Annotated in this window: 24 protein-coding genes; 10 read left to right on the plus strand and 14 right to left on the minus strand. The window is 66.2% G+C overall.

Annotated features, from left to right (window positions below; all coding sequences use genetic code 11):
- Positions 1–51 precede the first annotated feature (51 nt).
- The 4 genes from MHN80_RS02820 to MHN80_RS02835 form a co-directional block, all read right to left on the minus strand.
- Positions 52–888 (minus strand): carbohydrate ABC transporter permease, encoded by an 837-nt coding sequence (locus MHN80_RS02820; protein ID WP_239399768.1) that lies wholly within the window; start codon positions 886–888, stop codon positions 52–54.
- Between the two features lie 113 nt (positions 889–1,001).
- Positions 1,002–1,916 (minus strand): carbohydrate ABC transporter permease, encoded by a 915-nt coding sequence (locus MHN80_RS02825; RefSeq protein ID WP_239399405.1) that lies wholly within the window; start codon positions 1,914–1,916, stop codon positions 1,002–1,004.
- Between the two features lie 97 nt (positions 1,917–2,013).
- Complete coding sequence (locus MHN80_RS02830) at positions 2,014–4,104, minus strand: bifunctional lysylphosphatidylglycerol flippase/synthetase MprF (RefSeq protein WP_239399407.1); 2,091 nt, start codon at positions 4,102–4,104, stop codon at positions 2,014–2,016.
- A 52-nt stretch (positions 4,105–4,156) separates the two neighbouring features.
- Positions 4,157–4,537, minus strand: coding sequence for a hypothetical protein (locus tag MHN80_RS02835; RefSeq protein ID WP_239399409.1), 381 nt, complete (start codon positions 4,535–4,537; stop codon positions 4,157–4,159).
- A gap of 490 nt (positions 4,538–5,027) precedes the next feature.
- Here MHN80_RS02835 and MHN80_RS02840 point away from each other — a divergent pair, with 490 nt between their 5' ends.
- Positions 5,028–6,665 carry an HNH endonuclease signature motif containing protein gene (locus MHN80_RS02840; protein WP_239399411.1) on the plus strand — a complete coding sequence of 546 codons (1,638 nt, stop codon included), beginning with the start codon at positions 5,028–5,030 and terminating at the stop codon, positions 6,663–6,665.
- Between the two features lie 139 nt (positions 6,666–6,804).
- On the opposite strand, the gene MHN80_RS02845 is transcribed toward MHN80_RS02840, so the two are convergent.
- A complete protein-coding gene (locus MHN80_RS02845; RefSeq protein WP_239399413.1) occupies positions 6,805–7,407 on the minus strand; it encodes a TetR/AcrR family transcriptional regulator in 603 nt (200 codons plus the stop codon).
- Between the two features lie 139 nt (positions 7,408–7,546).
- Here MHN80_RS02845 and MHN80_RS02850 point away from each other — a divergent pair, with 139 nt between their 5' ends.
- The gene (locus MHN80_RS02850; protein WP_239399415.1) at positions 7,547–8,182 is read left to right on the plus strand and encodes a hypothetical protein; all 636 of its coding nucleotides are present in this window, start codon (positions 7,547–7,549) and stop codon (positions 8,180–8,182) included.
- A gap of 34 nt (positions 8,183–8,216) precedes the next feature.
- Entirely contained in the window at positions 8,217–9,710 is a 1,494-nt protein-coding gene (locus MHN80_RS02855) for an alpha/beta hydrolase (protein WP_239399417.1), read from the plus strand.
- Positions 9,711–9,753: 43 nt separating this feature from the next.
- Here the strand turns inward: MHN80_RS02855 and map are convergent, their stop codons facing one another.
- The 9 genes from map to rpsH all read right to left on the minus strand — a co-directional run bounded on the left by map (position 9,754) and on the right by rpsH (position 15,363).
- On the minus strand, positions 9,754–10,557 hold the full coding sequence (gene map / locus MHN80_RS02860; RefSeq protein WP_101822602.1) for a type I methionyl aminopeptidase: 804 nt from the start codon (positions 10,555–10,557) through the stop codon (positions 9,754–9,756).
- 38 nt (positions 10,558–10,595) lie between these two features.
- Positions 10,596–11,150, minus strand: a complete 555-nt coding sequence (locus MHN80_RS02865; protein ID WP_004023564.1) for an adenylate kinase — start codon at positions 11,148–11,150, stop codon at positions 10,596–10,598.
- Positions 11,147–12,475, minus strand: coding sequence for a preprotein translocase subunit SecY (gene secY / locus MHN80_RS02870; RefSeq protein WP_239399419.1), 1,329 nt, complete (start codon positions 12,473–12,475; stop codon positions 11,147–11,149). Before secY ends, MHN80_RS02865 begins: the two co-directional genes overlap by 4 nt.
- Positions 12,476–12,680: 205 nt before the next feature.
- A complete protein-coding gene (rplO, locus tag MHN80_RS02875; protein ID WP_004023566.1) occupies positions 12,681–13,121 on the minus strand; it encodes a 50S ribosomal protein L15 in 441 nt (146 codons plus the stop codon).
- Positions 13,122–13,126: 5 nt separating this feature from the next.
- Entirely contained in the window at positions 13,127–13,306 is a 180-nt protein-coding gene (rpmD, locus tag MHN80_RS02880; RefSeq protein WP_004023567.1) for a 50S ribosomal protein L30, read from the minus strand.
- 2 nt (positions 13,307–13,308) lie between these two features.
- Positions 13,309–13,959, minus strand: coding sequence for a 30S ribosomal protein S5 (gene rpsE / locus MHN80_RS02885; protein WP_004023568.1), 651 nt, complete (start codon positions 13,957–13,959; stop codon positions 13,309–13,311).
- Between the two features lie 46 nt (positions 13,960–14,005).
- The gene (gene rplR / locus MHN80_RS02890) at positions 14,006–14,410 is read right to left on the minus strand and encodes a 50S ribosomal protein L18 (RefSeq protein WP_004023569.1); all 405 of its coding nucleotides are present in this window, start codon (positions 14,408–14,410) and stop codon (positions 14,006–14,008) included.
- Positions 14,411–14,413: 3 nt separating this feature from the next.
- Complete coding sequence (rplF, locus tag MHN80_RS02895) at positions 14,414–14,950, minus strand: 50S ribosomal protein L6 (RefSeq protein WP_004023570.1); 537 nt, start codon at positions 14,948–14,950, stop codon at positions 14,414–14,416.
- Positions 14,951–14,964: 14 nt separating this feature from the next.
- Positions 14,965–15,363: a 30S ribosomal protein S8 gene (gene rpsH / locus MHN80_RS02900; RefSeq protein WP_004023571.1), complete on the minus strand. Its 399-nt coding sequence runs from the start codon at positions 15,361–15,363 to the stop codon at positions 14,965–14,967.
- Between the two features lie 271 nt (positions 15,364–15,634).
- Here rpsH and MHN80_RS02905 point away from each other — a divergent pair, with 271 nt between their 5' ends.
- From MHN80_RS02905 to MHN80_RS02935, 7 genes are all read left to right on the plus strand, one after another.
- Positions 15,635–16,756, plus strand: a complete 1,122-nt coding sequence (locus tag MHN80_RS02905) for a sorbosone dehydrogenase family protein (RefSeq protein ID WP_239399421.1) — start codon at positions 15,635–15,637, stop codon at positions 16,754–16,756.
- Between the two features lie 224 nt (positions 16,757–16,980).
- Positions 16,981–17,322 carry a hypothetical protein gene (locus tag MHN80_RS02910; RefSeq protein ID WP_004023573.1) on the plus strand — a complete coding sequence of 114 codons (342 nt, stop codon included), beginning with the start codon at positions 16,981–16,983 and terminating at the stop codon, positions 17,320–17,322.
- Positions 17,323–17,450: 128 nt separating this feature from the next.
- Complete coding sequence (locus MHN80_RS02915) at positions 17,451–21,167, plus strand: nitrate reductase subunit alpha (RefSeq protein WP_239399423.1); 3,717 nt, start codon at positions 17,451–17,453, stop codon at positions 21,165–21,167.
- Positions 21,167–22,858: a nitrate reductase subunit beta gene (gene narH / locus MHN80_RS02920; protein WP_239399425.1), complete on the plus strand. Its 1,692-nt coding sequence runs from the start codon at positions 21,167–21,169 to the stop codon at positions 22,856–22,858. The genes MHN80_RS02915 and narH overlap by 1 nt, the downstream gene beginning before the upstream one ends.
- Positions 22,855–23,520: a nitrate reductase molybdenum cofactor assembly chaperone gene (gene narJ, locus MHN80_RS02925; protein WP_064570042.1), complete on the plus strand. Its 666-nt coding sequence runs from the start codon at positions 22,855–22,857 to the stop codon at positions 23,518–23,520. The genes narH and narJ overlap by 4 nt, the downstream gene beginning before the upstream one ends.
- A gap of 8 nt (positions 23,521–23,528) precedes the next feature.
- Positions 23,529–24,278, plus strand: a complete 750-nt coding sequence (gene narI / locus MHN80_RS02930) for a respiratory nitrate reductase subunit gamma (protein WP_239399427.1) — start codon at positions 23,529–23,531, stop codon at positions 24,276–24,278.
- Positions 24,275–25,486, plus strand: a complete 1,212-nt coding sequence (locus MHN80_RS02935; protein ID WP_101822610.1) for a NarK/NasA family nitrate transporter — start codon at positions 24,275–24,277, stop codon at positions 25,484–25,486. Before narI ends, MHN80_RS02935 begins: the two co-directional genes overlap by 4 nt.
- The last annotated feature ends 32 nt before the right edge of the window (positions 25,487–25,518 follow it).

The raw sequence follows: 25,518 nt of genomic DNA on the forward strand, positions 1-25,518 counted from the left end.
TCGCGCGAAGGCATGGTGCGTGAGGCATCGGCGGGTGCGGGCAGTGCGCGGTCAACCCTTGACCGCCCCGGACGTCAGGCCCTTGATCATGTGTCGCTGCAACGCCAGGAAGATGGCGAGCATGGGCAGCATCGTGAGCACGGTGGCCGCCATGACCGGACCCCAGTTGGTCAGCCCGTCGCTGTTCTGCAGTTGGGTGAGTCCGACGGGCAGGGTGGCGACGGTGTAATCGTCGGCCATGAGGAACGGCCAGAGATACTCGTTCCACTCGTTGACCAGTGTGATCGTCGCGAACGCGACCATCGTCGGGATCGACAGCGGCAGGACGACGCGGGTGAGGAGTCGGAAGTGCCCGGCCCCATCCATCCGTGCGGCCTCGATGATCTCGGGTGGCAGCGAGAGAAAGTGGTTGCGCATCAAAAAGGTTCCGAAGGCGACGCCCGCGAGCGGGAGGATGATGCCGATGAAGGTGTTGCGGAAGCCGAGTTGGGCGACGAGTGCGTAGTTCGTGATGACCGTGATCTGGTTCGGGACCATCAGCGCCGCGATGATGACGACGAACACCACGTTCTTTCCCGGAAACCGCAGGAACACCAGGCCGTAGGCACTGAGCACGCCCAGCACGAACTTCGACGCGCCGAGGATTCCGGTCACGATGACCGAGTTGCGCAGAAAGGTCCAGAAGGGCACCGACGTCGTGGCCTCGGAGTAGTTCTCGGGACGCCACGTCGACGGCCACCAGACGGCCGGCTGCACGTAGATCTCGGAGCGATCTTTCAGCGAGGCCAACAGAATCCAGATCAGGGGCAGGGCGATGATCACCAACACCACCGCCATCGCGGCGTACCCGCACGCGTCGGCGAGCCGTCGACGGGTGGCCGGCGACATCCGCGGGACGTCGGGATGCACCGGCCTCGTGGCCGACGTTGTCGGAGTCGATGGCTTCCCGGTGCGCTTCTGTGCGGCATCGGCTTTCACAACCGAACCGGCGGTGACAGGCCTCATCGGGCATCTCGATCCATCATGCGGACCTGGACGACGGTGATGACCAGGAGGACGACGAACATGACCGTTGCGACCGTGGCGCCGTAACCGGCCCGGAAGTTGACGAAGCTCTCCTCGTACACCTGGTAGACCATCGTCGTGGTGCCGTTGCCCAGCGGCCCGCCGCGGGTCATCACGTTGATGATGTCGAACACCTGTAACGAGTTGAGCAGCACGGTGATCGACAGGAAGAAGGTGGTCGGACGCAACTGCGGGAGCAACACCTTGCGAAAGTACGTCCACCATCCGGCACCGTCGATCGCCGCCGACTCGTCGAGATCGGAACGCTTGCCCTGCAGGGCCGCCAGGTAGATCACGAACGTGTACCCGAGGTTCTTCCAGATGTAGGTCACCGTGATCATGAACAACGCCCAGTGCGGTTGCTGGTAGAAGTCCGGCGCGGTACCGAGTCCCAGACGCCCCATCACGTCGTTGATCAGACCGAAGCTGGGGTCGAAGACGAACTGGAAGGCGATCCCCACGGCCGCGCCGGACAGCACGAACGGCGCGAAGGCCGTCGACCGCACCAGGTTGCGGCCGCGCAACTTACGGTCGAGCAGCAGGGCCAGACCCAACCCCGCGATCATGCTGCCCGCGACGGCGGCCACGGTGAAGATGACCGTGTTCGACACGATCACCCGCGTATCGGCACGGGTGAACCACTCGATGTAGTTGTCCAGGCCGATGAACGTGGCCCCGGACTGGGCGATATTCCAGTCGTAGAACGACATCCGCACGTTCTCGACAAGCGGGCGATACGTGAAGACCGCGAGGAGGATCAGGTTGGGCGCAACGAGCAACAGGAACAACCCGTAGCTCCGCCAGGGGCGTCTGCCGGTGGCGGGCAGGACATGTTCGTCGACCGATGGCACTGGCGAAGTCTCGCCGTAGGAAACGACCGGATGGTGAACTCAGGCAGCGTCTCCGGTGAACGGTGCCTTCACAGCCGCGAACAGCATGTCGGACCGTTCAGCCTTCCCCTCGTGACGCCGCCAGCCGGACCAGCTGGCCCGTGGTGGCGTCGGGGAGGTATGCCCTCGACACGGCCACACCGATACGCGGAAGGTCGGATTCGTCCCGGAACGCGAGGTACACCGGCTCGTACCGGGGGTTGAACTTCTTCTTGAACGTGTGCAACGACCGGAATCCGTAATACGGCTCCAGGGCCGCCCCCAAGGTGTCGAGCAGTTTGTCCAGCGGTTCCGCGTCCGACTCGCCCGTGCGTGCCAGCGGCGCTCCCGACAGTGAGATGAACTGCGCTCCCTCGTCTTTGAATGCCACCGCCGACGACGCGATGAGATATTCGACGACCGGCCCGAACCCGTCGGTCCGTCGTCTCATGATGTCGAGCGTCCACCCCGCGACGTCGCCGCCGGGTGCGTATACGGGCAGCCATGACAACACCCCGTGCACATTGCCTGCGGGGTCGACCGCGAGCGCGACCCGCACGGCGGGGTCCATCGCCTCCTCGACACTGCCGAGGGTGAAGCCCATCTCGGGCAACCCCTTGTCCCCCACCCATTCCTCCGAGATAGCCCGCACCTGTGTCCGGACGGCGAACGACTCGTCGGCGAGGGTGACCATCCGCAACAAGATATCCTGTTTCGCCGCCTTGTTCATCGCTGATCGCACGTGCTGCCACGGTTTGCCCTTGAACTCCAGTCCCGGCAGGTCGACGATCGTGTCCTCGGCGATCTGCACACTGAGCCACCCGCGTTCGGTGACGATGTCAGAGGTGGCCGACCCGATCGAGAACCAACACGGCGTGCTACCCGAACTCTCGGCGAGGTCGACGAAGGCCCCGACCGCGTCTCGCAACCGCTCGGGCGCACAGACCGGATCCGCTAGCGCCAGCATCGTTCCGACGTGCTTGCGGTAGGTCACGACGGCCTGACCGCCGAGGTCGCCCTCCGGACCCGTGAACTGATAGCTGTTGCCGGGCCACGTCGTCATCCACGACATCGTGCCGCCGCCGTGGGTGCGCAACAGTTCTCGGACCCGTTCCACCGGGTCGTCGTCGTCCCCGACAGTGCCCACCTGCCGCACCCGCCAGGGCACCGCGAATGCGAACCGCCCTGGGATGAGGATGGCCAGCACGAGCACCCAGAGAAGCGTGGTACCCAGGGTGACGGCACCCTCGGTCGACACGTCGGTGAAGATGACGAGGAACAGCGCAAGAACGGTCACGATGACGTTCAACACGCCGATGACCACGGCGACCCACCATGCCCACCGTTTGCCACGGCGCAGCTGATCGGCGATCAGAACGTTGACGGCCAGGCCGATCAGCATCGTGAACACCGAGTCGTCGCCGGAGTCGGTCGGACCGAGCGGCCCGCTGCCCGGGAACAGGAAGACCAAGAGGTTCGCGCCGGCGATGATCAGGAGCGCGGCGCACCCCAACATCCGGACCTCGCGACGTGTGCGCGGAACCCAGCCGCGCTCGTTGGTGGCGAAGAACTTCTCGCCGACGATCAGCATGATGACCGCCGCGAGGACGTACTGGACCGAGGCCAGGGTTCCCTGGAACAGGAACGCGACCGAGACGATCGCCCCCAGCAGCACGCGGACGCGCAGCCGCCATGGCGAACGGACGGTCGCCGAGGCCACCGCCACCGCCGACACCACCAGCGCTCCGACGCCGGTGGCCCGCGAGTCCGCCAGTTGTTCGGCCCATCGCCACGACGTGACCTCCGACGACAGCAGCCACAGCAGCACGACGGTCAGCAGGCACGAGATCAGGTGACCGCCGACGCCTACCAGAACAGCTCTCACGGTACCCAATTGCCATTCGGACCAGCCCATTCCGACGACAACGGCCACAAGTGCCAGCAGGTAGAGCCAGGGTCCGGGTTCGATGAACGCGGACGTCACCGGCGTCCACCACCGCCCCTCCCGAAGGGCGGGCAACCCGAACGCGACGTCGCGGTACCACGACTTGTCCGAGGCCCGGCCCCACAGCGATCCGGTCGTCGCACCGACGACCAGCAGAGCGACCGCGAGGGCGATGGTGAACGGAAGCCGGCGCACCACGGTGAGCCAGGACACGTCAGAATGCATGGTCAACGGTACGACGACCCGGCCGCGCCCACACGGTCATCGAGACGATCACTCAACCGGCGGGCGACGCAGACCAACGTTCGTCCTCACGGAACCAGAGCACCGGCACGTCGTCGATGCGCATCGCATCAGGGTCGAGCCACCACGTGACGTCCGGACCCCAGCCGGCCAACACCGTCGCGCCGTCCCGCGTCGCGAGTGGAATCTCGATCCCGGCGCTGCTGAGGTAGCCGTTGACGCTCACGTGCACCGCGTCGTGGTCATCCGCGACTGCTTCCCAGTCGGGCATGAACCAGCGCCGGTGCCGGCCAGTGGTGTTGTACCAGTCCCACTTCCTCGAGGCGGTCACCTCCAGCGGGTATCGGTCGACGAGCCGGGCCCAGTCACCGGGCGCTCCGATCTCGTACACGCGCGCGCGTTCGGCGACGGACACCGCCCACACCCGGGCCTCGTCATGTCCTCCTTGTCGGGAGGCTGCCAGTATCGGGCGAAGTCCACCGCGTAGCCGAGTGCGCCCAGGAACTCCGATTCACCCGCCGCAACGAGGCCTTCGATGTCGACGCTCCGAATCGCGGACTGAACTTCGATCAGTGTCCGAGGGCGACGATACTGATCGACTCGGTCGCCGGTGGCGTTGCGGAATGCCAAGTTCGCGCAGAGGAATCGACCGCGCGGCGTAGCCAGGATCCGTTGCGCTCGGGTCATCTCGCCGACGGTATCGGTGACCGAAGCCGAACGCCATGGGATTACTGCTTGCGGCCTACCGATGACCGAGTTGATGCACTCCGCGCCGCGGCGCGAACCGCATACCATCCCCTACCGACAACCGACCATCACCCAGGCGAACACGAAACTCGTTGCACAACACCAGGATAGACGGTACAGTAGAACTCACATTCGACTCACCACGGGGGGTGACGGTCATGTTCGATTCCCAGCAGGTCGTAGACACCGACGAGCGGTCCCCTCGTGCGGTGGAATTGGTGGCCGACCTCCACCACATCCTGGACGAACTGCAGACCGTGGACCTGTCGCCGTGCACCGATACCGAGCTCACCGACGTCGCAGCAGACACCGAACGTGCCATCGCGCGACTGACCGTTGCCGGTGACCGGCAGATCGATCAAGTCGAGGCTCGCGACCTACCCCGCAAGTCCGGCTGCCGAACCCTCATGCAGTTCATGACCCATCGGCTGCGAGTGTCGAACCCGCTTCGTCGCCGTAAGCAGATGGACGCCACCGCCACCCGCACCAGCCTCGGCGGTGAAATCTTGGAGCCCGAACACCCCTGCCTGGCTGAGGCATTCGCGCGAGGCGCCGTCGGCACCGCACACGTCCAATCCGCCCTCGACGTCCTCGACCGCATCCCGAACGCTGTCGACCACGACGTGAAAGTCGCTGCGGAACGGCAGATGGCCGAGATCGCCGAAGCCCACACCCCCGCCGACATCACCCAATTGGGCGCGCGCTTGTTGGCTCATCTCGACCCGGACGGCACCCTGTCCGACGACACCAACCAGAAACGACGCCGCGGCGTGTGGATCGGGCGGCAACGCGCCGACGGCACCGCCACCATCTCCGGCACCCTCAGTCCTGAACTGAATGCCCGACTGACGATGATGTTCGCCGTCTGGGGCAAACCCGGACTCAACAACCCCGACGACCCCGCCTCGCCCAGCGGACCCGCCGGCACCGCCGACCCCGACGCCCTCGCGCTCGCAGCCGATCGTGACGGCCGCACTCTCGCCCAGACGAATCACGATGCCCTCGACGCCGCACTCACCGCTGGCTTTTCAGACGGGATTCTCGGAACGTCGCACCGCGGCCTGCCCGTGCAATTGATCATCAAAGTCGACCTCAATGACCTGATCCGCGAAGCCGGGCTCGCCACCACCGCCACCGGCACCCTGCTCCCGATCCCCGACCTGATCGCGATGGCCGGCGAGGTTCAGCCGTGGTTGGCGATCTTCAAAGACGCCACCGCGGTGCCGCTGTACTTCGGGCGCGGGAAACGTTTGGCAACCCGCGAACAACGCCTAGTGTCCTTCGCTCGCCCCGACGGTGAGGTGTGCTCGGCTCCCGGCTGCGATCAACCCGCCACCCACGTCGACATGCATCACGCCCAGAAAGACTGGGCCAAAGGTGGTCTCACCGACATCGACGACCTCGCACCCGCCTGCCAACGACACAACCGAATGGTCGGCGACCAACCCGGCCAGTACACCACCCACATTGTCCGGTCCGGACCCGACGAAGGCCGCTGCGCCTGGCGACTGAACCCCGAACCCGGCGCACCTCCCAACCCCGAACACATCAACCGCCGACCCGACATACCCCGACGATTCGCACACCACCTGAACACCGTGCGCGAGCAGATCCACGGATCACCAATCAGGTCCGGCGATCAGACGCGCCCACACGGCCACACCAACAACGACGCGCGGCGCTCATGGTCGACGATCAGCCACGTCATCGACGTCCGACCACCCCGACCCAGCCTACGACAGCTTCGCCCCTCCCTCATCGAAGCACACCTCATGGAGCTCCTCGCACGTAACTGACTGCGCTGCAACGCAAGAGGACCCCTTCGAGGCTCGTCGACCTCGACGCGCTCCTTTGTCGCTTGCTCGGCCCGGCGGTTAACACTCTTCGCACCCCAGGGAGCAGGTGGATCCTTGCGGCCACGCAAGGCGCTAGCCGTTAGTCGACGGACTTCACGACTGCGTCGACGGCCAGGTACAGAATGGCGTTCTCCCGCTCGAGGATCGACATGTCTCCGGGCAGCGCCCGTTCGATCGACACCCCGCTGACGACGGCGTTCAGAAAACTCGCCTGTTGGGACACATCACCGTCGACCAGCACCCCCTCTTCGTCCAAGACCGTCAGCCAATGTTCCATCCGGCGCACCCCTTCGGCCGCCATCGCCAGGTACGCCGAACGTGTCTCGTCCGTGGGCTCGGGAACGATGAACGCGTCGAAGACCTTGATCCAGGCTTTCCGCGCCTCATCTCCCGCACTCGGGGCAAGCACCTTCCGCAGACACTGCACCAACCGATCCCGCGCCGGCACCGACCGGTCATGGATCACGTCGTCGTCCGAGGTCGCCACATCGTAGATCGTGCGCAGAACCGCATCACGCAGAGCGCGCTGCGTGGGGAAATGATGCCGCAGCGACCCCATGCTCACCCCCGCACGCGATGCCACCGCCCGCACGCTCAGCGACGACGCCGGATCCTCACCGACCATCTCGCACGCCGCGATCAGCACCTTCGCCCTGGAGTCCAGTTCTGACTTCTGCGCCATCGTCACCCTCTCGCCCGCGGGTTCTCGTGTGACCACGCACCCTCAGTCAACCAGCACACCGTACTAGCACAGTGTGCTAGCGTGTCATCACTGCCCAAATAGTACAGCGTGCTAGTCCGATGAACAGGAGTGATACGCCGTGTTCCACCAGTGGATGCAACAACGCACCGCACAACGGATGACCGTCGGCGACGGCCGACCCCTGCAGCACTACCGCTGGTGGCAGCTACCCGGACGCGCGCTCTTCCACCTTCGGCTCGACACGAACTACGCGGTGGATGTCCGACACTGGCAGAACCAGAGCTCCGGAGACGTCACGGCCGATCTCTATCGCGCCGGTGAGCAGATCGCGGTCTCGACACTGCCGGCTGCGTTCCCGGTCGACGGCGGCACGATTCACGTGGCGATGAGCGGATCCGGCCTCAAGCGATGCCACTACGTCGCCGACGACGGCCGTGAACGGCAACTCAGTCCGGACCCCGCCTCAGCAGAGGGGCGTCGCGCACGACTGGCGCAGAACCACCCACTCTCCAGCCGATTGATCTCGGCATCCTCGGTGATCTTGCTGGCCATCGGGGTCGCACTCCTCATCCTGCAGGTCGCCGAACCGATCTCGCAGATCCCGCCGATCGCGGAGTCCATCGGGACGTTCACATCTCCGGTGCAACTGCCCCTCTGGCTCAACGTGGCGCTGGGCGTCGGTGCGGCGGCCGCCGGGCTGGAGCGCGCGCTCCGACTCCGATACCACTGGCTGCTCGACGCAGCCGGAACCTGACCTCACACGCCGAACGGAATGGAAAACGAACGCAATGAGAACCAGACTCATCTCCTCGATCGCGGTGACCGGTCTTCTTGTCGCCGGTTGCTCGATGACATCCACTCCCGATCCCCCGCTCGATCGCGCGCAACCCGCGAGCCAGACGGAGCTCCGATGGTCGCCCTGCCCCGCCGGCGTCGAGGACCCTGACGCCGGCCCACCGCAATTGCAATGCGCCACAGTCCAGGTGCCGCTGGATTACGACGATCCCGACGGCGAACAGATCGACTTGACCATCTCGCGCCTGCCGGCGAGCAATCCCGACACACGACGCGGCTCGCTCATGCTCAATCCCGGCGGTCCCGGCGGCAGCGGCCTGGATCAGCCGGTCTTCCTGACGCAGCGGGGGACTCCCCGAGAATTTCTCGACACCTATGACCTCATCGGCATCGACACGAGGGGAATCGGCCATTCGTCGCCGATCAGTTGCGGTTTCACTCCCGACATCGAGTACTACGGGGCCGTCCCTCCATACGCGTACGACGACGCGGCATTCGCCGAACAAGCGACAACAGCCGAGGCGGTGGCGAACCGGTGCGCCGCCAACGACGACGGCCGCATGCGACACATGACGACGGCGAACATGGCGCGCGACCTGGACCGGATCCGCGCCGCACTCGGCGAGGAGAAGGGCAACTTCCTCGGATACTCCTACGGCACAGCGCTGGGCGCCGCGTACGCATCGATGTTCCCGACTGCGACCGACCGAATCGTGTTGGACAGCAACATCGGTGACACCCACCTCGACCGGGACGGGATGCGTCGGTACGCACGCGGCATGGAGGACACGTTCCCCGACTTCGCACGGTGGGCAGCGGCGCGGGACGCCCGGTACGGCCTCGGGAACACGCCCGAGGCGGTGCGCGACACGTACTTCGCCATCGCGGACAAACTGGATCGCGCCCCGGTCGACGGGATCGACGGTCGCACGTTCCGGTTGGGCATGTTCGTCGCGCTCTACAACCCGGCGTCGTACGACGCGACAGCACAACAATGGGCCGCCATGCGCGACAGCGCACCCGACGACACTCCGCCGGCCATCCGCGCCGCCGCTGCGGTGTCGGACAACACCTGGTCGGTGTTCCTCGCGGTGACGTGCAACGACGTCGAATGGCCGAGTGACCCCGCGGTCTACGAGCAGGCGGTTGAGGAGGACCGGCAGAAGTATCCGCTGTTCGGCGCTGCGGCAGCCAACATCATGCCGTGCGCCTTCTGGCAGATCGACGGAACCCCGCAACCGGTCGCCGTCGAGGACGAGGGTCCGACCAACGTGCTTGTGGCACAGCATCAGCGCGATCCGGTGACTCCACACGTCAACGGCGAGCGGATCAACGAGAAGTTCGGCGACCGCTCCCTGCTGCTGAGCGTCGACGGCAGCGGGCACGGCGTCTTCGCACTGGGCACGAACGCATGCGCCCAGGACCTCGTCACCGGCTATCTGGTCGATGGCAACATGCCGGAGCAGGACGTGACCTGTCCCGCGTAGGCACGCGCCTGACCGGCCGTCACCCGAGGCGGTAAGCGGTCGGTCAGGCTCCCGCGGGACGAGGGGTGAGGATACGCGGCCCGTCGGCGGTGACCGCCACGGTGTGTTCCCAATGGGCCGAACGTGATCCGTCGTCGGTGACAACGGTCCAATCGTCGTCGAGAACCGAGGTGTCCTCGGTACCGAGCGTCAGCATCGGCTCGATGGCCAGAGTAGAGCCGATCACGAGGGTTGGTCCCTTGCCGGGCTCACCCTCGTTCGCGAGGAACGGCTCCATGTGCATCTCGCGGCCGATCCCGTGCCCACCGTAGCCGTCGACGATGCCGAACGGGCGACCGAACGTCTTCTCCGCGGCGCGGGTGCCGAGTTCGATCGCGTGCGAGATGTCGGTGAGGCGCGCACCGTCGACCATGGCGGCGATCCCCGCCTCCATCGACAACCGCGTCGCCTCGGACAATTCCGCGTCGGCGGTCGACAACTCACCGACCCCGAAGGTCCAGGCCGAGTCGCCGTGCCAACCGTCGAGAATCGCGCCGCAGTCGATGGACACGAGATCGCCCTCGGCGAGCACGACATCGGCCGATGGGATTCCGTGGACCACCACCTCGTTCACCGAGCTGCAGATGGACCCGGGAAAACCGTGGTAGCCCTTGAACGACGGCACCGCCCCGGCGCCACGGATCACGGACTCGGCGACCTCGTCGAGGTCGAGGGTGCTGACGCCCGCTTTCGCTGCCTCTCGCACCGCCACCAGCGCAGACCCGACGATCGCGCCGGCGGCGGCCATGGCGTCGAGCTCGCCCGCGCTGCGGAACGGCACGACGCGCTTGCGCTTACGAAAACCCATGCGTTACAGCGATTCCCCGGTTGTCAGGTTGCGCCGTGTCAGGAGACGCCGGCGCCGAGGGCGCTCAGGACGCGCTGATGAACGCCCTGGATGTCACCGACCGCATCGATGGTCTTGACCTGGTCGCCGTAGTAGGCGAGCAGCGGCGCGGTCTCCCTGGTGTAGACGTCCATCCGGTTGCGGATGACCTCTTCGGTGTCGTCGGCGCGGCCACGAGCCAGCATGCGCTCCACGACCACATCGGTGTCGACGACGAACGAGAGCACCGCATCGAGCGAGGCGTCGAGGTTCGCCAGGATGTCGTTGAGTGCGTCGGCCTGCTCGGTCGAACGCGGGAAGCCGTCGAGGATGAAACCCTTCGACGCGTCCGGCTCACCGACGCGGGCGCGGACCATGTCCACGGTGATCTCGGACGGGACGAGATTGCCGGCGTCGAGGTACTTCTTGGCCTCGACACCCACGGCGGTGCCCTGAGAGATGTTGGCGCGGAAGAGGTCGCCGGTCGAGATGTGGGGGATCCCGAGTGCTTCGCTCAAGAGTTCCGCCTGGGTGCCTTTGCCTGCTCCGGGCGGGCCGAGAATGACAAGTCTCACTTCAGGAATCCTTCGTACTTGCGTTGCATCAACTGACTGTTGATCTGCTTCATCGTGTCCAGACCCACGCCGACCATGATCAGCACGGCCGTACCACCGAACGGCAGGTTCTGGACGTTGCCGCTGTTGCCGATCTCGAGGAACAGATTCGGGAGTACCGCGATGCTACCGAGATAGATCGAGCCGGGCAGAGTGATGCGACTGAGCACATACCCGAGGTACTCGGCGGTCGGCGCGCCCGGACGGATGCCCGGGATGAACCCACCGTACTTCTTCATCTCGTCGGCGCGTTCCTCCGGATTGAACGTCACCGCCACGTAGAAGTACGTGAAGAAGATGATCATCAGGAAGTACACGGCGATGTAGACGCCGTTGCTGGGATCGGTCAGATACCTGGTGACGTACTCCTGCCACGTCGATTGCGTCCCATCGGGATTGCGCGTGAGCTCGACGATCAGCTGCGGCAGATACAACAGCGACGAGGCGAAGATCACCGGGATGACGCCGGCCTGGTTGACCTTCAACGGGAGATAGGTCGACGATCCGCCGTACATCTTCCGGCCGACCATGCGCTTGGCGTACTGGACCGGGATGCGTCGCTGGCCCTGCTCGATGAACACGACGCCGGCGACGATGATCAGTGCGGCGACACACACCAGGGCGAAGACGAGTCCACCGCGGCTGTTCAGGATGGTGCGACCCTCGGCCGGGATGCGGGCGGCGATACCGGCGAAGATGAGCAGCGACATGCCGTTGCCGATGCCGCGTTCGGTGATGAGCTCGCCGAACCACATGACGACACAGGCGCCGGCGGTCATGACGAGCACGATGATCGAGAGACCGAAGATGCTCGAATCGTTGAGGACCTCGCCGCTGGTCGCACAGGACTGCGGGAGGAGCTGGCCGCGATCGGCCAAGGCCACGATGCCGGTCGACTGCAACAGTGCCAGTGCGACAGCCAGATAGCGCGTGTACTGCGTCATCTTGGCCTGCCCGGCCTGACCCTCCTTGCGAAGCTGCTCGAACCGCGGGATGACCACGGTGAGCAGCTGCACGATGATGGCCGCGGTGATGTACGGCATGATGCCGATCGCGAACACCGACAGCTGGAGCAGCGCTCCACCGGAGAACAGGTTGATCAGGGAGTAGACCGAACTCGACTCACCCGACGAGACCTCGTCGAGACACGCCCGCACGGCCTGATAGTCGACGCCCGGCGACGGGACCGTCGCGCCCAGCCGATACAGGATGATGATGCCGAGAACGAAGAGGATCTTCTTCCTCAGGTCCGGCGTCCGAATGGCCGCGAAGAGGGGGGAAAGCACTAACTCCTCCTAGGAACGACCACGCGAGGCGTACGTCCCGGGTCGAGGCGACCCGGTCCCCGTGTGCTCGGCAATCGACGATGATCTTTCGGGATGCGGCGATCTTGGTGTGTCCGGCAGGACAACGTCTGAGACTCTAACAGTCACACCGAAACGCCCCGGTCGGGCGGCAGCGATGCTGCCGCCCGACCGCGGTGTGTGTCCGTCAGAGTTCGGTGACGCTGCCGCCGGCAGCGGCGATCTTTTCCTTGGCGGAAGCGGTGAACTTGTCGGCGGTGATGTCGACCTTGACCGACAGGTCGCCGTCGCCGAGAACCTTCACCAGCTTGTTCTTGCGAACGGCACCGGCCGCGACGAGTTCGTCGACGCCGATGGTGCCACCCTGCGGGAACAGGCGGGCGATGTCGCCGACGTTGACGACCTGGTACTCGATCCGGTTGCGGTTGGTGAAGCCCTTGAGCTTCGGCAGCCGCATGTGGATCGGCATCTGGCCACCCTCGAAGCCTGCGGGCACGTTCTTGCGTGCCTTGGTGCCCTTGGTGCCGCGACCGGCGGTCTTACCCTTGGACCCCTCACCGCGACCCACGCGGGTCTTGTCGGTCTTCGACCCCGGTGCGGGGCGAAGGTGATGGAGTTTGATGGTCATTGCTCTTAAACCTCTTCGACTGTCACGAGGTGACGAACCGCGTTGATGAGGCCGCGGTTGATCGGCGTGTCCTCGCGGGTGACGGTCTGGCGGATGCCCCGGAGTCCGAGGGTCCGCAGGCTGTCACGCTGGTTCTTCTTGGTACCGATGGTGCCCTTGACCTGAGTGATCTTCAGTTCGGCCATGATCAGACCCCCTGTCCTGCACGGGCGCGCAGCATACCGGCCGGAGCGACGTCCTCGATCGGCAGACCACGACGGGCCGCGACCTCTTCGGGGCGCTGCAGCATCTTCAGAGCTGCGACGGTGGCGTGCACCACGTTGATGGCGTTGTCCGAGCCGAGGCTCTTGGCGAGGACGTCGTGGACGCCCGCGCACTCGAGCACGGCACGCACCGCGCCACCGGCGATGACACCGGTACCGGGGCTGGCCGGGCGCAGCATGACGACACCGGCGGCGGCCTCACCCTGAACCGGGTGGGTCACGGTGCCACCGATCAGCGGCACGCGGAAGAAGTTCTTGCGAGCTTCCTCGACGCCCTTCTGGATCGCAGCCGGGACTTCCTTGGCCTTGCCGTAGCCGACGCCGACCATGCCCTGGCCGTCGCCGACGACCACGAGAGCGGTGAACGAGAAACGACGTCCACCCTTGACCACCTTCGAGACGCGGTTGATGGTCACCACGCGCTCGAGCTGGTTGCGGTCCTGGTCGCGGCCGCCACGGTCGCGACGGTCGCCGCGGCCACCGCCGCCGCGACGGTCGTTGCCGCCGCCCTGGTTGTTCTGGTTGTTGTCGTTACCGGCGGGTCCGTTTCCGCCGTCACGCTGACGTCCGGGCATCAGAGGTTCCCTCCGGTCATGTGGGTGTAGCTGGTGAAGATGGTCATCAGAAGCTCAGGCCTCCCTCGCGGGCGGCATCGGCGAGCGCTGCGATCCGGCCGTGGTAGTCCTTGCCACCACGGTCGAACACGACGGCGTCGACGCCGGCGGCCTTGGCGCGGGCGGCGATGAGCTCGCCGACCTTGCGGGCCTGCGCCGACTTGTCGCCGCCGGCCGCGCGCACGTCGGCCTCGATCGACGAGGCCGCGGCCAGCGTCTTGCCGGCCAGGTCGTCGATGAGCTGGACGTGGATGTGGCGCGAGCTGCGCTTGACCGCGAGACGCGGACGAGCCGGGGTTCCGCTGACCTTCTTGCGGAGGCGGAAGTGTCGATTGGTGGTCGCCTTGCGACGACGCGTCGACACGTCCTTGCCGACGGGCTTGCGAACTGTCTTGGTAGCTGTCTCACTCATGGCTTACTTACCCGTCTTTCCGACCTTGCGACGGATCTGCTCACCCTCGTAGCGAATGCCCTTGCCCTTGTAGGGGTCCGGACGACGCAGGCGGCGGATGACCGCCGAGATCTCGCCGACTTGCTGCTTGTCGATACCCGAGACCGAGAACTTCGTCGGGGACTCCACGGCGAACGTGATGCCCGCCGGGGCCTCGATCGGCACGGGATGGCTGTAACCGAGCGCGAACTCGAGGTCGCTGCCCTTGGCCTGCACGCGGTAACCGACACCGAAGATCTCCATCTTCTTGGTGTAGCCCTGCGTGACGCCGACGACGAGGTTGTTCACGAGCGAACGGCTCAGGCCGTGCAGCGCGCGGCTGCGACGCTCGTCGTTGGGGCGGGTCACGACGATGGAGTTGTCCTCCTTGGCGACCGCGATGGGCTCGGAGATGGTGAGCGAGAGCTCACCCTTGGGGCCCTTCACGGTGACGTTCTGGCCGTCGATGGTGACGTCCACGCCCGCGGGGATCTCGATGGGGTTCTTTCCGATACGCGACATTGTTGTTACCTCCCCTACCAGACGTAGGCGAGGACTTCGCCGCCCACGCCCTGGTTGGCTGCCTGGCGATCGGTGAGCAGGCCGGACGACGTGGAGATGATGGCCACGCCGAGGCCGCCCAGAACCTTGGGCAGGTTGGTGGACTTTGCATAAACCCGGAGGCCGGGCTTGGAGACACGGCGCAGTCCGGCGATGGAACGCTCACGACTCGGGCCGTACTTCAGGGAGACGACGAGGTTCTTTCCGACCTCCGCGTCTTCGGTGCGGTAGTCGGTGATGTAGCCCTCGCGCTTGAGGATCTCGGCGATGTTCACCTTGATCTTCGACGAGGGCAGTGTCACCTCGTCGTGGTACGCCGAGTTGGCGTTACGCAGACGCGTCAAGAAGTCTGCGATCGGGTCAGTCATGGTCATGGGTGACCGTCAACCTTTCTCGTAGCGGTTCCCATACAGCGCCGGGCGCGGAGAAATCCCCGTGACCTGCGGTGGGCCTTCCACGAAGTGGATAGTTGTTTCTGAAGGTTCTCGCCGCCGATGCCCTTGGCTTTTCGCCGGCACCGGAGACTATTCAGTTGTGTCCCGGACACCTGAGGTGCACAGGCAACCGGTCTAGTGTAGGGAATCCGCAGCGTAGACCCAAATCGGTGCCGGTCGGCGGTCTCGGACCTCGGGCACCATCGAGGGTATGGACCGCCGTCAGCTTCTCAGATCAGGGCTCCTCGCGACCGGACTCCTCGGGGTCGCGGGCACCACATCACTGGCCGGCTGTTCCGGCGCCGAGGATGCACCCGGCGGATCGGACACATCCGCCCCGACGGGCGCGTCGGCGGACGCCACGACCGTGGAGACCATCGCGTCGGGATTGAACGTGCCGTGGGCGCTGGCCTTCCTGACCGGCGGTGACGCCCTGGTCACCCAGCGCGACGATGCGACCGTCGTGCGGGTGTCCCCCGATGGCGCGGTGCGGACGGTCGGCGAGTTCGGTGACGCCGCCCCGCGCGGTGAGGGCGGGTTGCAGGGCATCGCGATGGCGCCGGGCGATGAGACCACGGTGTTCGTCTACTACACGACCGCGGTCGACAACCGGCTCGTGCGGCTGGACTTCGACGGCAACCGGCTCACCCGTCCGCGCCCGCTGATCACCGGACTCGATGCGGCGTACAACCACCACGGCGGCGCGCTGGCCTTCGGTCCGGACGGCAGTCTGTTCGTTGCGGTCGGCGATGCCGCCGTGCCCGAGGTGGCCCAGGACGTCGACGCGTTGAACGGCAAGATCCTGCGTGTCGATCGGGACGGCCGCCCGTGGCCGGGCAACCCGTTCGGCAACGAGGTCCATTCCTATGGTCACCGCAACGTGGAGGGGCTGGCGTTCGACGGCGCGGGACGGCTGTGGGCGAGCGAGTTCGGACAGAACAGTCGCGACGAACTGAACCTGATCCGCCGTGGCGGCAACCATGGGTGGCCTGAGGTCGAGGGCGAGTCCGACGATCAGCGGTTCGTCGCGCCTGCCGCCACCTGGAGCACGCAGGAGGCGTCCCCGGCCGGGCTCGCCATCGTCGGCAACCGCGCCTACATGGCGGCACTTCGCGGGCGACGGCTGTGGGAGATACCGCTGAGCGGAGCGCCGGAGGACGCCGACGACGACTCGGTCGGCGAACCCGTGGATCGGTTCGTCGATGAATTCGGTCGTCTGCGACTGGTGGCCGCGGCGCCGGACGGCTCCCTGTGGTTCGGCACGAGCAACACCGATGGACGCGGCCGCGCGGGCGACGACGACGATCGCCTGTTCCGCATGCGAATCGGTTGACGCGGCACCGCGACTGTGTGAACAACGGCGAAACGCATTCGAGAGAACGTCTCATTTCGCATTGCGGTGAATTGCTCCGGTGGGAATGTCGGACCATTTCCGCAATGAATGTGTGCGCTATTTAGTATGCGGCGCCCGCCCGGGTGATCGGGCGTGGACAACGAACCGGGCTCGATCCTCCGGAACGCCGTGCCGACGCCACGCAGCGATGCCATTGTGTACACGTGGATTCGACTCATCTGCCCGAACTCGTCGACCAGCTCCTCACCTCCGCACGCGAGGCGTCGAGCCGCCGATCATCTCATACGTTGCACGGCAACTCTTCTCGCCATCTCCGCCAGACCGTCATCGCGCTCGTCGCCGGCGCGGCGCTGTCCGATCACGAGAGTCCCACCGAGGCCACGCTGCAGGTCTTGCGCGGCAGAGTCGTCCTGACCTCGGCGGATGGCGACCCCGACATCCGCTGGGAGGGCGCCGAAGGCGATCTGGTGACGATACCGTCGACACGACATGGCCTGATGGCACAAGAGGACTCGGCAATCCTGCTGACCGTGGCGACCCGCTGATCCACGGCGACCGCAGTCGTGTTCTCCACATGATCGGTGAATGTATTCTGCGGAAACAATCCAGCCGCTTTTGACCGAATCCGCAATTCGCGCGGAAAGATCGACGGACCCTTTGTAGGGTGACGCACATGACCCGGTCAGAAGATGTACAGGGTTCTGCAGCCACCGCACTGTTGGACATCGGCAGATTCTTCACCCGATGGGACGAGACCGACGATCGTCGCGTCGTCTTCCGGGACGGCGGTCGGGCGGGTGACGTCTTCTACCGCGACCGGTGGAGCCACGACAAGATCGTGCGGTCCACGCACGGGGTCAACTGCACCGGTTCCTGCTCGTGGAAGGTCTACGTCAAGGACGGGATCATCACCTGGGAGACCCAGGAGACCGACTACCCGTCGGTCGGCCCGGATCGGCCCGAATACGAACCCCGCGGATGTCCCCGTGGCGCGGCCTTCTCCTGGTACACCTACTCCCCCACCCGGGTACGGCATCCCTATGCGCGCGGGGTGCTGGTCGAGATGTACCGCGAGGCGAAGAAGCGTCTGCACGATCCTGTCCTGGCCTGGGCCGACGTCGTCGGGGATCCAATGCGCCGACGCTCCTACCAGCGGGCCCGAGGCAAGGGTGGGCTCGTCCGCGTCTCCTGGGACGAAGCCATCGAGATGGCCGCGGCCGCGCACGTGCACACGATCAAGACCTACGGCCCCGATCGTTGTGCAGGCTTCTCGCCCATCCCGGCGATGTCGATGGTCAGCCACTGTGTCGGGACCCGGTTCATCCAGCTCATCGGCGGCGTGATGACGTCGTTCTACGACTGGTACGCCGATCTCCCGGTGGCCAGTCCACAGGTCTTCGGCGACCAGACCGACGTCCCCGAGTCCGGGGACTGGTGGGATGCGACCTACCTGATGATGTGGGGTTCCAACGTCCCGGTGACCCGGACCCCGGATGCGCACTGGATGGCCGAGGTGCGCTACCGCGGCACCAAGGTGGTCTCGGTCAGCCCGGACTACGCCGACAACACCAAGTTCGCCGACGAATGGCTACCCGCGCAGGCCGGCACCGACGGGGCTCTCGCGATGGCGATGGGCCACGTCATCCTCACCGAGTTCTTCGTCCAGCGCTCGACCGGGTTCTTCGACGACTACGTGCGCCGGTACACCGACCTCCCGTTCCTCATCCATCTGGAGGAGCAGGGTGACGATCGACCGGGGCAGTTCGTCACAGGCAAGTTCGTCACCGCCGACGAGCTGACCGGCCCGGAACAGGCCGCGTCCGAAGACGTCTGGAAGACGGTGTTCTGGGATGAGGGACGCGACGAGCCGGTGGTGCCGAACGGTTCGATGGGGTTCCGGTATGCCGAGTCCGGCAGGGGTCGGTGGAATCTCGATCTCGACGGCGCGCACCCCGCGCTGACGCTGATGGGCGATGCGGCCGAGTCCGTCGAAGTCGCCTTCCCCGTCTTCGACGCCCCGGACGGCAGCGGTGCGGTGGTCCGGCGAGGTGTGCCCGCGCGGCGTATCGGCGGACGGCTCGTCACGACGGTATTCGACCTCATGCTCGCGCAGTACGGCGTCGCGCGGGACGGGCTACCGGGCGAGTGGCCCACCGGTTACGACGACGTATCGGCGCCGTACACACCGGCCTGGCAGGCCGAGATCACCGGCGTCCCGGCGGCTGCGGCGATCCGGGTCGCGCGGGAGTTCGCCGCGAATGCCGAGGAGTCGCAAGGCCGCTCGATGATCATCATGGGCGCCGGGATCTGCCAGTGGTTCCACGGCGATGCGACCTACCGGGCGATCTTGTCCCTGCTGATCCTCACCGGCTGCATGGGTCGCAACGGCGGCGGCTGGGCGCACTACGTGGGGCAGGAGAAGTGTCGTCCGATCACCGGCTGGATCTCGCTGGCCAACGCCCTCGACTGGACGCGGCCGCCGCGGACCATGACGGGGACGTCGTACTGGTACATGCACACCGGGCAGTGGCGCAACGACGGCTACTCGACGTCGTCACTCGCCTCTCCGCTCTCGCGCGGCACGATGGACCACGAGCACACGGCCGACGCGATCGCCCAATCCGCGCGGCTCGGCTGGATGCCCTTCTATCCCCAGTTCTCGGCCAACCCGCTCGATGTCGCCGACGAGGCAACCGCGGCCGTGGACCGCGGCGAGGCGACCGACGCGGCCGCCTACGTCGCCGAACGGCTGCAGAACGGCGACCTGACACCCGCGATCACCGATGTCGATGCCCCGGAGAACTGGCCGCGCACCCTGGTGCTGTGGCGGTCGAACCTGCTCGGCTCGTCGGCGAAGGGCAACGAGTACTTCCTCCGCACTCTGCTCGGTACCCACCACAACGTGCTGGGCACCGAGAACCCCGACACCCCACGGCCGAACGAGATCCGTTGGCACGATGACATCCCCGAAGGCAAGCTCGACCTGCTGCTGTCCGCGGACTTCCGGATGACGTCGACCACGCTGCTGTCCGACATCGTGCTGCCCGCCGCGACCTGGTACGAGAAGCACGACCTGTCCTCGACGGACATGCATCCGTTCGTCCATGCGTTCACCCCGGCGATCGACCCGCCGTGGGAGGCCAAGTCCGACTTCGACCTGTTCCACCGTCTCGCACGCAAGCTGTCCGACCTGGCCCGGACGCACCTGGGGACACGTCATGACCTCGTGAGCGTGCCGCTGCAGCACGACACCCCCGGCGAGGTGGCGCAACCACACGGCCGGGTTCTGGACTGGCAGCGGGACGGCGTTGCCGGGCAACCAGGCCGGAACATGCCCAACTTCAGTGTCGTGGAACGGGATTACACCGCGATCGCGGACAAGCTGGCGTCCATCGGCCCGCTCGCGGACACGCTCGGCTTCACCGTCAAGAACGTGACCTACCCGCTCGAGGAGCAGACCCGCAAGCTCGCCGAATCCAACGGCGTGATGCTCGGCGGCGCCGGCGACGGACGACCGGCGATCGACACCGACGAGAAACTCGCCGAGGCGATCCTGACGTTGTCGGGGACCACGAACGGTGAACTCGCAGTGGCCGGCTTCGAACAGCTCCAGCAACGCGTCGGGTTCCGCCTCGACGATCTGGCCCGCGGGTCGGAGGAGAAGCGGATCCGCTTCGCCGACACCCAGAAGGCACCCGTGCCGGTCATCACGTCGCCGGAGTGGTCCGGATCGGAGACCGGGGGTCGCCGGTACGCGCCCTTCACCGTGAACATCGAGCGACTCAAGCCGTTTCACACCCTCACCGGGCGGATGCACTTTTACCTCGATCACGACTGGATGATCGACATGGGCGAGTCGTTCCCGATCTACCGTCCGCCACTGGACATGCACCGTCTGTTCGGCGAGCCGAAGCTAGGCGCCGACGGGTCGCGGGAGATCACGGTCCGATACCTGACCCCGCACTCGAAGTGGTCGATCCACTCCGAGTACCAGGACAACCTGTTCATGTTGTCGCTGTCGCGCGGCGGTCCGATCGCCTGGCTGAGCCCCCAGGACGCCGCCTCGATCGACGTCGCCGACAACGACTGGATCGAATGCGTGAACGCCAACGGCGTCTTCGTCTGTCGCGCGATCGTCAGTCACCGCATGCCGGCCGGGGTCTGCTACGTCCACCACGCCCAGGAACGCACGATCGACGTCCCGAAGTCGGAGGCGACGGGTCGCCGTGGCGGCATCCACAACTCGCCGACCCGGCTGCTGGTGAAGCCGACTCATCTGATCGGCGGATATGCCCAGTTGTCCTACGCCTTCAACTATCTCGGACCGACCGGCAACCAACGCGACATGGTGTCGACCATCCGCAAACGCAGCCAGGAGGTGACGTACTGATGCGGGTCATGGCCCAGGTCGGGATGGTGATGAATCTCGACAAGTGCATCGGGTGCCACACCTGCTCGGTGACCTGTAAGCAGGCCTGGACCAACCGGTCCGGCACCGAGTACGTGTGGTTCAACAATGTGGAAACCCGCCCCGGACAGGGATATCCGCGTCGTTACGGCGACCAGGACACCTGGCAGGGCGGATGGGTCCTCAACCGCAACGGCAGGCTGCGGTTGCGTGCAGGCGGCCGGATCCGAAAGCTGTTGACCCTGTTCGCGAGTCCGGTCCAACCGACCATCGAGGACTACTACGAACCCTGGACCTACGACTACCAGACCCTGATCGACGCCCCGCTCGGCGACGACTTCCCCGTCGCCCGTCCGAAATCGCTGCTGACCGGCAAGGACACCAAGGTCACCTGGTCGGCGAACTGGGACGACAATCTCGGCGGCGCACCCGAACTCGCGAAGCGCGATCCCATCGTCGAGAAGCTGCGTCGTGAGTCCGAGGATGCGGTGAAGTTCGGGTTCGAGCAGACGTTCATGTTCTATCTGCCGCGCATCTGCGAACACTGCCTGAACCCGTCCTGCATGGCGTCCTGCCCCTCCGGCGCGATCTACAAGCGCAGCGAGGACGGCATCGTGCTCGTCGACCAGGATCGCTGTCGCGGCTGGCGGCAGTGCATCACGGGCTGTCCGTACAAGAAGATCTACTTCAACCACAAGTCCGGCAAGGCCGAGAAGTGCACGCTCTGCTACCCGCGCATCGAGGTCGGGCAACCCACCGTCTGTTCCGAGACGTGCGTCGGACGACTTCGCTACCTGGGCATCTTCCTCTACGACGCCGATGCCGTGACGGCGGCCGCGTCGACCCCGGACGAACGCGACCTCTACGAGGCCCAGCTCGACCTGATGCTCGACCCCGACGATCCCGACGTGATCGCCGCCGCCCGTAGGGACGGCATCCCGGACGACTGGCTCGAGGCCGCCCGCCGATCCCCGGTGTACGCGCTGGCCAAGAAGTACCGTGTCGCACTCCCCCTGCATCCGGAGTACCGCACCATGCCGATGGTCTGGTACGTCCCGCCGCTGTCGCCGATCGTCGACCTGCTCGCCGAGCAGGGTCACGACGCCGAGGGCGCGGGCACCCTCTTCGGCGCCATCGAGGCACTCCGCATCCCCGTGGAGTACCTGGCCGAATTGTTCACCGCCGGTGACACCGCCGTCGTCGACACGGTGCTGCGCCGCCTGGCCGCCATGCGCTCGTACATGCGCGATGTCACGTTGGGCCGCGAGCCCGACGCCGACATCCCGGCCGCGGTGGGGATGACGGAGGAAGAGATCTACGAGATGTACCGCCTCATGGCCATCGCGAAGTACGACGATCGCTACGTGATCCCGACGGCGCATCTCGAGCAGGCCGAGAAGCTCGACGAGATGGGCTGTTCGCTGGATTACGACGAGGGACCGGGCATGTTCGACTCCTCACCGTTCGGCGAGGCCAGCGGACGCCCGGCGCCGGTGTCGGTGGAGACCTTCCACGCGCTCAAACAGCGGCAGAACACCGACACCGCGGCCGGTGAGCACACGATGGCGGGTCGGACGAACCTGCTCAACTGGGACGGGAACGGAGCCCCGCCCGGCCTTTTCCCCGAACGCATCTCGAGCGCGTCGACGACGCCGGGCGAGGAAACGCGATGAGGGGCCTGCGGGTCTTCGACCGGCGACCGCGGACGAGTGCCGAGCCCAACGTGGTCCGGCTGATCGCGTCGTGGTGCCTCAGCTACCCCGACGACGAGGTGCTCGGCCGCGTCGAACTGATGCGGGCCGCCCTGGACGAGCAGGACGATCCAGACACGGGAGACCTGCTGCGGCACACCATCGATCACCTCGCAGACGGCGATCCGACGACGCTGCGCCGCGACTACATCGAGATCTTCGATCTCTCCAAGCGGCACACGCTCTACCTGTCGTACTGGTCCGACGGCGACACCCGTCGGCGGGGCACCTCGCTGGGCGAGTTCAAGCAGGCCTACCGCGACAGCGGGTTCCTCGTCGACCTGCACGGCGAGCTGCCGGACCATCTGCCCATCGTCCTCGAGTTCAGCGCGCGCGCCGATCCGGTCCGCGGCGTCGAACTACTCGAGAAGCACCGGGCGGCACTGGAGTTGATCCGGTTCGCGCTCCTCGACGCGGAGTCGCCGTACGCCGGCGCGGTGCAGGCCGTCTGTGCGACCCTGCCCACCCCGTCCCCGCCCGACCGCGCCGCGGCGCTGGCCATGTGCGGCCCCGCGCAGACCGAGACAGTGGGCCTGGAACCCTTCGATCCCCGACTGCTGCCGATCAACCCGACCCGAGCGTGAGGCGACGCATGGACATCTTCCTGTGGGGCGTGGTGCCCTACGCGACGCTCGGACTGCTCATCGGTGGAACCATCTGGCGGTATCGCTACGACAAATTCGGGTGGACGACGCGGTCGTCGGAGCTCTACGAGTCGCGACTGCTGCGGATCGCCTCACCCCTGTTCCACTACGGCGTGCTCGTGGTGATCATCGGCCACGCGATCGGACTGTTGATCCCCGAGTCGTGGACCGAGGCCATCGGCGTCTCGGAGACCCTGTATCACTGGGGCGCGGGCGGTTTCGGACTGCTCGCCGCGGTCGCGACGCTCGTCGGGGTCGGCATGCTGGTGTACCGGCGACGCACGGTGGGGCCGGTGTTCATGGCGACCACGCGCAACGACAAGGCGATGTACCTCGTGCTGGTCACCGCGCTGCTGGTCGGCACCTACATCACCCTGATCGGGACCCTCGATCCCCATGCCGAGGGGGTCAACTACCGCGAGACGGTGTCGCCGTGGTTCCGGTCACTGTTCGTCCTGCAGCCCGACGTCGCAGCGATGGCGGAGGCGCCCTTGCGTTTCCACGTGCACATCCTGATCGGGATGCTGCTCTTCGCGATGGTGCCGTTCACCCGGTTGGTTCACATCTTCACCGCGCCCGTGCACTACCTGTTCCGTCCCTACATCGTGTACCGGAGTCGTGACCAGAGGTCGATGCCCGGCAATCAGCCGTACCGCCCCGGATGGGCGCCCGTCGGAGTGAAGGATCGTGATCGATGACCACCGAGACCACCGCCACGCCGCCCTCCGTCGCCGCCGGGCAGACCAAGAACCTGGTCCTGGCGACCGTGGCCTTCGCGATCAGCTTCTGGGCCTGGAACCTCATCGGCCCGCTGGGGGTCGTCTACACCGACCAGCTCGACCTGAGCGCCACCCAGAAGTCGATCCTCGTCGCCATCCCGATCCTGGTGGGCTCGCTGGGCCGGATACTCACCGGCGCACTCACCGACCGGTTCGGCGGACGCCTGATGTTCACCGTGCTGCTCGTCGTCACGATCCCCTTCGTCCTGCTGGTCGCCGCCGCCGGACACTTCGCCAGTTATGCCCTGCTCCTCGTGGCGGGGTTCTTCCTCGGCATCGGCGGGACGACCTTCGCGGTCGGCATCCCGTTCGTGAACGCCTGGTACGACAAGTCACGGCGCGGGTTCGCGACCGGCGTCTTCGGTGCGGGCATGGGCGGAACGGCGTTGTCGGCCTTCTTCACTCCGCGTTTCGTGTCGTGGTTCGGGTACGTCGCGACGCACATCATCATCGCCGTCGCGCTCGCGGTGGTCGCCGTGATCTGCTGGTTGTTCATGCGTGACTCACCCAGGTGGGCCGCGTCCCACGACTCGGTGGTCCCCAAACTGATCGGTGCGGCCAAACTGCCGATCACCTGGCAGCTCGGATTCCTCTACGCAGCCGCATTCGGCGGCTTCGTCGCGTTCAGCACCTATCTGCCGACGTACCTGAAAGATGTGTACGACTTCGACCTGCAGGCAGCGGGTACTCGGACAGCCGGGTTCGCGATCGCCGCGGTCATCGCTCGCCCGGTCGGCGGCATCCTGTCCGATCGCTTCGGACCACGCATCATCACGGTGATCTCGTGCGGCGGCGCAGCGGTACTCGCCGTCTGGATGATCACCAAACCACCCGTCGAGATACCGGCGGGCATCGACTTCGTGCTCATGGCCGTCTGCATGGGGCTCGGTTCGGGCTCGGTCTTCAGCTGGGTCGCCCAGGCCGCTCCCGCCGAACGAGTCGGGTCGGTCACGGGAATCGTGGGCGCACTCGGTGGACTCGGCGGGTTCTTCCCCCCGATGCTCATGGGCGCGACGTACGACGCGGCCACTCACAGCTACACCATCGGACTCGCACTGCTGGTCGTCTTCGCCACGTGCGCCGCACTGTTCACCGTGTTCGGCATCCGGCAGCGCGCCGACACCTGACCGGAGTTCGTCGGAGACCATGGCGCTCGACC

Origin of the sequence: Gordonia sp. McavH-238-E (assembly GCF_022348225.1) — a bacterium.
Lineage (GTDB): Bacteria > Actinomycetota > Actinomycetes > Mycobacteriales > Mycobacteriaceae > Gordonia > Gordonia terrae.